Origin of the sequence: Demequina sp. (assembly GCF_024642165.1) — a bacterium.
Lineage (GTDB): Bacteria > Actinomycetota > Actinomycetes > Actinomycetales > Demequinaceae > Demequina.
Genome location: NZ_JAHEBP010000144.1, coordinates 1 through 4,594, shown reverse-complemented (window position 1 = coordinate 4,594; position 4,594 = coordinate 1). Strand labels below are relative to the sequence as shown.

Here is a 4,594-nt window from a genome sequence, read left to right as displayed (position 1 = left end):
CCGCTCGAACATGCGGCTAGGGACAGGGTCGCGACGGCGGCGAATGCCGCGCCACGGGCGATGGAATTCCATCGTGCCATTTGTTTCCTCCCACTTGGCGAGACGATCTCGCCTTGGTTAGTGCGCTCGGAGGTGAATCCTCGGAGCGGTACCGTCACGCTAGCGGGGAAACGTTTCGCGTTTGCGTCGTGTCCATCACAATTTCGTGACCGAATCACGTGCGCGCGCGGGAATAAATCTACTTTCCGCCCATCTGATCGATGACGGCCTCGGCGACCTCACGCATCGTCAGGCGGCGGTCCATGGAGGTCTTCTGGATCCAGCGGAAGGACTCGGGCTCGTTGAGTTTCATCTTCTCCATCAGGAGGCCCTTGGCGCGCTCGACCTTCTTGCGGGTCTCCATGCGCTCGTTGATGTCCGCAATCTCCGACTCGAGCGCCCGGATCTCCACGTAGCGGGAGGCCGCGATCTCGACGGCGGGCAGCAGGTCGCCGGGCGTGAACGGCTTGACCACGTACGCCATGGCGCCTGCGTCGCGGGCGCGCTCGACCAGCTCGGTCTGCGAGAACGCGGTCAGGAGCACCACCGGCGCGATCCGCTCCTTGGCGATGGTCTCGGCGGCGGTGATGCCGTCCATGACCGGCATCTTGACATCCATGACCACCACGTCGGGGCGCGTCTCGCGGGCGACCGCGATGGCCTCCTCGCCGTTCGCAGCCTCGCCCACGACGTCGTAGCCACCCTCCCGAAGCGTCTCCACGATGTCCATCCGGATCAGCGCCTCGTCCTCGGCGACGACAGCACGCCTCGCGCGCTTCGGGGCCGCCTTGGTCAGGTTCTCCTCGACGGGAGTGTCGTTCGCGTCAGTCACAAGCGATAGCCTAGTGGCCCCGCCCCGATAGCCCAACCGGCAGAGGCACACGGCTCAAACCCGTGCCAGTGTGGGTTCGAATCCCACTCGGGGCACGCTGGCGCGTCCCGCGCGGCGTGCACGGGCCACCAGTAGCGGCGCTCGCAATCCGACGTCGACAGTGCCAGTAGCGCCGGTGGTCGCGCTCATCCCCGCCGGCCCGTGGACGTCCGGCCGTGCCGCTCCGCGCTACTTGTTGAGTTCGTCGAGCACGGTCGGGAACACGTCGCGCACCGCGTGCTTGCTGATGAAGGGGTCGAGGTGGCCGTAACCGGGGATGCGGTGGATGCTGTCCTTGCCGGGACGGTGCCGCCGCAGGTGTTCGAAGGTCCGCTCCTGGCTCTCCGGCAGGAAGCAGCGGTTGAGTTCGGGCACGAGCAGGGCGAAGCGAGCGTCCGTGTGCGGCGCCTCGTCCGCGTAGCGTTCGAGCAGTCCAGGCCGGCTTGATACCGAGACCAGCTGACCGGCCGCCACACTCGCATCCATCTGCGCGAAGAAGCTCATCGGCACCTCGCCGAACTCGCCCCGCACCCACTCGTGCGTGTCTCTGTTGAGGTTCTCGTGCCGCCACAGCGCCGGACGCCCGGAGCCGTAGGTGAAGCTGACCATGCGGCACACGGGGTTGGAGCACTCCCAGTGAGTCGCCATCACCACGCCACGGGCCATCCAGGAGAACAACGTATCGGGGCCGTCCCCCCACGCGGGGTTGAGATAAGGCGTCACGCGCTGCATCGCGGGCCGGAAGGTCCTGATCTTGACCCGCGAGAACGCGGGTAGCACCGGGTGCAGCGAGACGGCGTTCGTGACGATCACGTCGACGTCGGGGAGCAGGCCCGCGACCGCGCTCATGCAGAAGGACGTCGAGCCCTGGCAATGCACGACGGCCTTGACGGTCGGGGCGCCCGTCTGCCGCAGGATGTACCGGATCGCGGCGGGGTGGTCGTAGGCCGCCGCGTCGTCGAGGGTCCACGGCAAGGGGCCGATGTCGATGGATCCACGCCAATTCAGAAGCCACACGTCGAAGCCGTCCGCGACCAGCGTGTCGACGATCGTGGTGCGGACGGGCGGCCGGAAGATCTCCGCGCGCACGCCTGACCCGTGCACCAGCACCACCGGACCCTTGGTGGGCTCCTGCTCGCCCCGCACGCGCAGCAACGTCAGGCCGACCCCATCGTCCGCGTCGAAGAAGTGGACGTCGTTGCGGTGCCACCGCCGGATGCCGTTTCGCAGCCCGGGCGTGGCGACGGGGGCTCCGGCGGCGGTGCTAGTCACGGCCAGCCGCCTTCGCCTCGGGTGGCGTGGCCGGGGCCAGATACACACGGCGCAGCGAGGTCATGAAGAAGCGCCCGAACGACCCGAGGGAGCCGAGCGTCCCGCCGCCCGCGGTGCGGAAGGTGGTCATCTGTCGAGCGAAGTCCAAGGGCAGGATGCGCAGCACGCCTGCTCCGCGGACGTCTCCGTCCACGCCGGGCGCCAGGTGGCCGGCGAACAGCGTGATGTAGAGGGTCGAGGTGTCACGCCAGACGTCGAGACCGGGATCGTCCTTGACGTGCTTGACCCCGGCGAGCGTCACGGGCGCCCCCACGATGTCACGCAGCCACAGGCGGTAGCGCATCTCGAGTTCGCCCGCGTCCTCGCCGGGAGCGAAGAGCTCGAACCAGCCGCGCTCCACGGGCAGCGTGCCTCCCAGTTGCTCGCATCTCACGAAGCCACGAGCGGTTCCCGGACGGCCTGCCGCCTCGAGCCGGCGGTCGACGTCCGGTGCCTCGATGGTCAGCTCGAACATGAACCGGTGGCCCAGCTGGCGCGCGCGCCGCCATCCCTCGATCGGGTCCGTCTCCCCCAGCGCGAGGTAGCCCTTCATCTGCTCCGTGAACTGCACGCCCGGGCCCTCTGCGGACGGTGCCGTGGCCGGGTCGGGAGCGGCCGCGGCGGCCGCGTGCTTCGCGACGGCGGGTGCGGGTCGCTCCAGCACCCGTTGGGCAGCCCTGTCCGCGAACGCGGCGATGGTCAGCGCGGGATTCGTGCCCACGGGACCCGGCATCGCGGCCCCGTCGACCACGAAGAGGCCCGGGTATGCGAACACTTCGCCGAATTCGTCGACCACGCCCTCCTGAATGTGGCGGCCCATCGGGACACCACCCACCGGGTGGACGGTGATGACGCGTTTGAGCCGCCATAGCGGATTGTCGACGTAGCGCGCGTGAAGCGCCTCCGTCAGCCGCTGCATGGTGGCACGCATCGCCGAGAAGTAGGCCGTCGAGGTCTCCGACGTCCAATCGACGTCGAGCTGCCCGTCGCGGAGCACGATCCGACCGTCCGCGACGTCGCGTCCCATGCCCAGCAGCGGCAACGCGCTGCTGCCCATGCGGCCCTCCCCGATCAACCGCGCGATCTCGCCCGAGATGGTCGACTCGAAGTCCTTGCCGAACCGGTGCCGGAGCACCTCACGCGCCACGGCGACGGAGCGCGTGAGCGACGAGGTCACCTGAGACGTCTCGATGAGCCAGTTGGCGAACTCCGGGAATCCCGCCTCCTCGATGTAGTAGCCGCGGCCGCCGCCGCTTTCGTCCAGTGCGTCGGGGACACGGATGGCGGTGGTGATCACCGGCCCGTAGGAGCCGTCGATGAGCCGCATCGAGCCGGAGGGTTGCTCGGCGCGCGCGCCCATGGCGAACGTCATCAGGTCGCCGTTGCCCGAGAAGCGCGTGCCGAGTGCGCGGCCCAGCCCGGGGAGGTTCACGCGGTTGCGCAACAGCAGCGCGGTGGTCCCAAGAGACCCTGCACCGAGGAAGACCTGCGCGCACAGGATGCGACGGACGGTCTGCGAGCGGCGCCCCAGCTCGTCGGCCTCGTCGCCGTACTGCACGTAACTCACCTCGAAGCCTCCCCCGTCCACGGGGGCGACGCTCGTGACCTCGCAGAGAGGACGGATGTCCGCGCCGTGGTGCCGGGCTGCCGAGAGATACGTGTGGTCCATCGTGTTCTTGGACCCTTCATTGCACCCGATGTCGCACTCCCCGCACAACCGGCACGTGAGCCGCGTTGTGCCATGGATGTTTCCGTAGGAGGGCTCGGGGATGATCTGCTTGGGCGCGGGCGCCCCGCCGGGAGGAGCGAACGTGACCGCGAGCGGCGGCGGGAAGCTCTCGAGGCCTATCGCCTGGGCGGCCTCACGCAACGCCCTGCTCTTCGGGAGGTCGGGGTAGGGCGACGGGGTGGGGCTCAGCATCCGCTCGACCGCGTCGTAGTGAGGATCGAGGTCCGCCCGTGTCACCGGCCAGTGCTCGTAGCCCCCGCCGGGAAGCGGCGAATCGTGCACGAACCAATGCTCGTCCTTGCGAAGGAGGACGTTGGCGTAGATCAGGGAACCGCCGCCCAGGCCGGCGGAGACGATCGCCTCGATCTTGCGGAACGAGCGCACGTCGAACAACCCGAACAGGTGATCCTTCGGCTCCCAGAATGCACGGCTCATCTCGTACGGGTTGCGGGCGAAGCTCCCGGGCGGGTACGCCTTGCCGCGCTCGAGGACTATCGTCGAGCGGCCGGCCTCGGCCATCCGGAAGGCCGCCACCGAGCCGCCGAAGCCCGACCCGACGACGACCACCTCGCACTGTTCGTCCGGTCGCCGCGTCATGGGCGTTCCTTACCGTGAAGGGCCTCGTATGTCGGGAAGCATACGTC

General features: G+C 68.9%; 3 protein-coding genes and 1 tRNA gene. 1 reads left to right on the top strand and 3 read right to left on the bottom strand.

The window, feature by feature from the left end:
* Positions 1 to 238: 238 nt before the first annotated feature.
* On the bottom strand, positions 239 to 871 hold the full coding sequence (locus tag Q0L54_RS10515) for a response regulator (RefSeq protein WP_296667922.1): 633 nt from the start codon (positions 869 to 871) through the stop codon (positions 239 to 241).
* A gap of 21 nt (positions 872 to 892) precedes the next feature.
* On the opposite strand from Q0L54_RS10515, the gene Q0L54_RS10510 reads away from it, so the two are divergent.
* Positions 893 to 966: transfer RNA gene (locus Q0L54_RS10510), tRNA-Leu, on the top strand.
* A 133-nt stretch (positions 967 to 1,099) separates the two neighbouring features.
* Here Q0L54_RS10510 and Q0L54_RS10505 read toward each other — a convergent pair.
* Both Q0L54_RS10505 and Q0L54_RS10500 read right to left on the bottom strand, forming a co-directional pair.
* A complete protein-coding gene (locus Q0L54_RS10505) occupies positions 1,100 to 2,182 on the bottom strand; it encodes an alpha/beta fold hydrolase (RefSeq protein WP_296667920.1) in 1,083 nt (360 codons plus the stop codon).
* Positions 2,175 to 4,547, bottom strand: coding sequence for a GMC oxidoreductase (locus tag Q0L54_RS10500; RefSeq protein ID WP_296667918.1), 2,373 nt, complete (start codon positions 4,545 to 4,547; stop codon positions 2,175 to 2,177). Before Q0L54_RS10500 ends, Q0L54_RS10505 begins: the two co-directional genes overlap by 8 nt.
* Between the last annotated feature and the right edge of the window lie 47 nt (positions 4,548 to 4,594).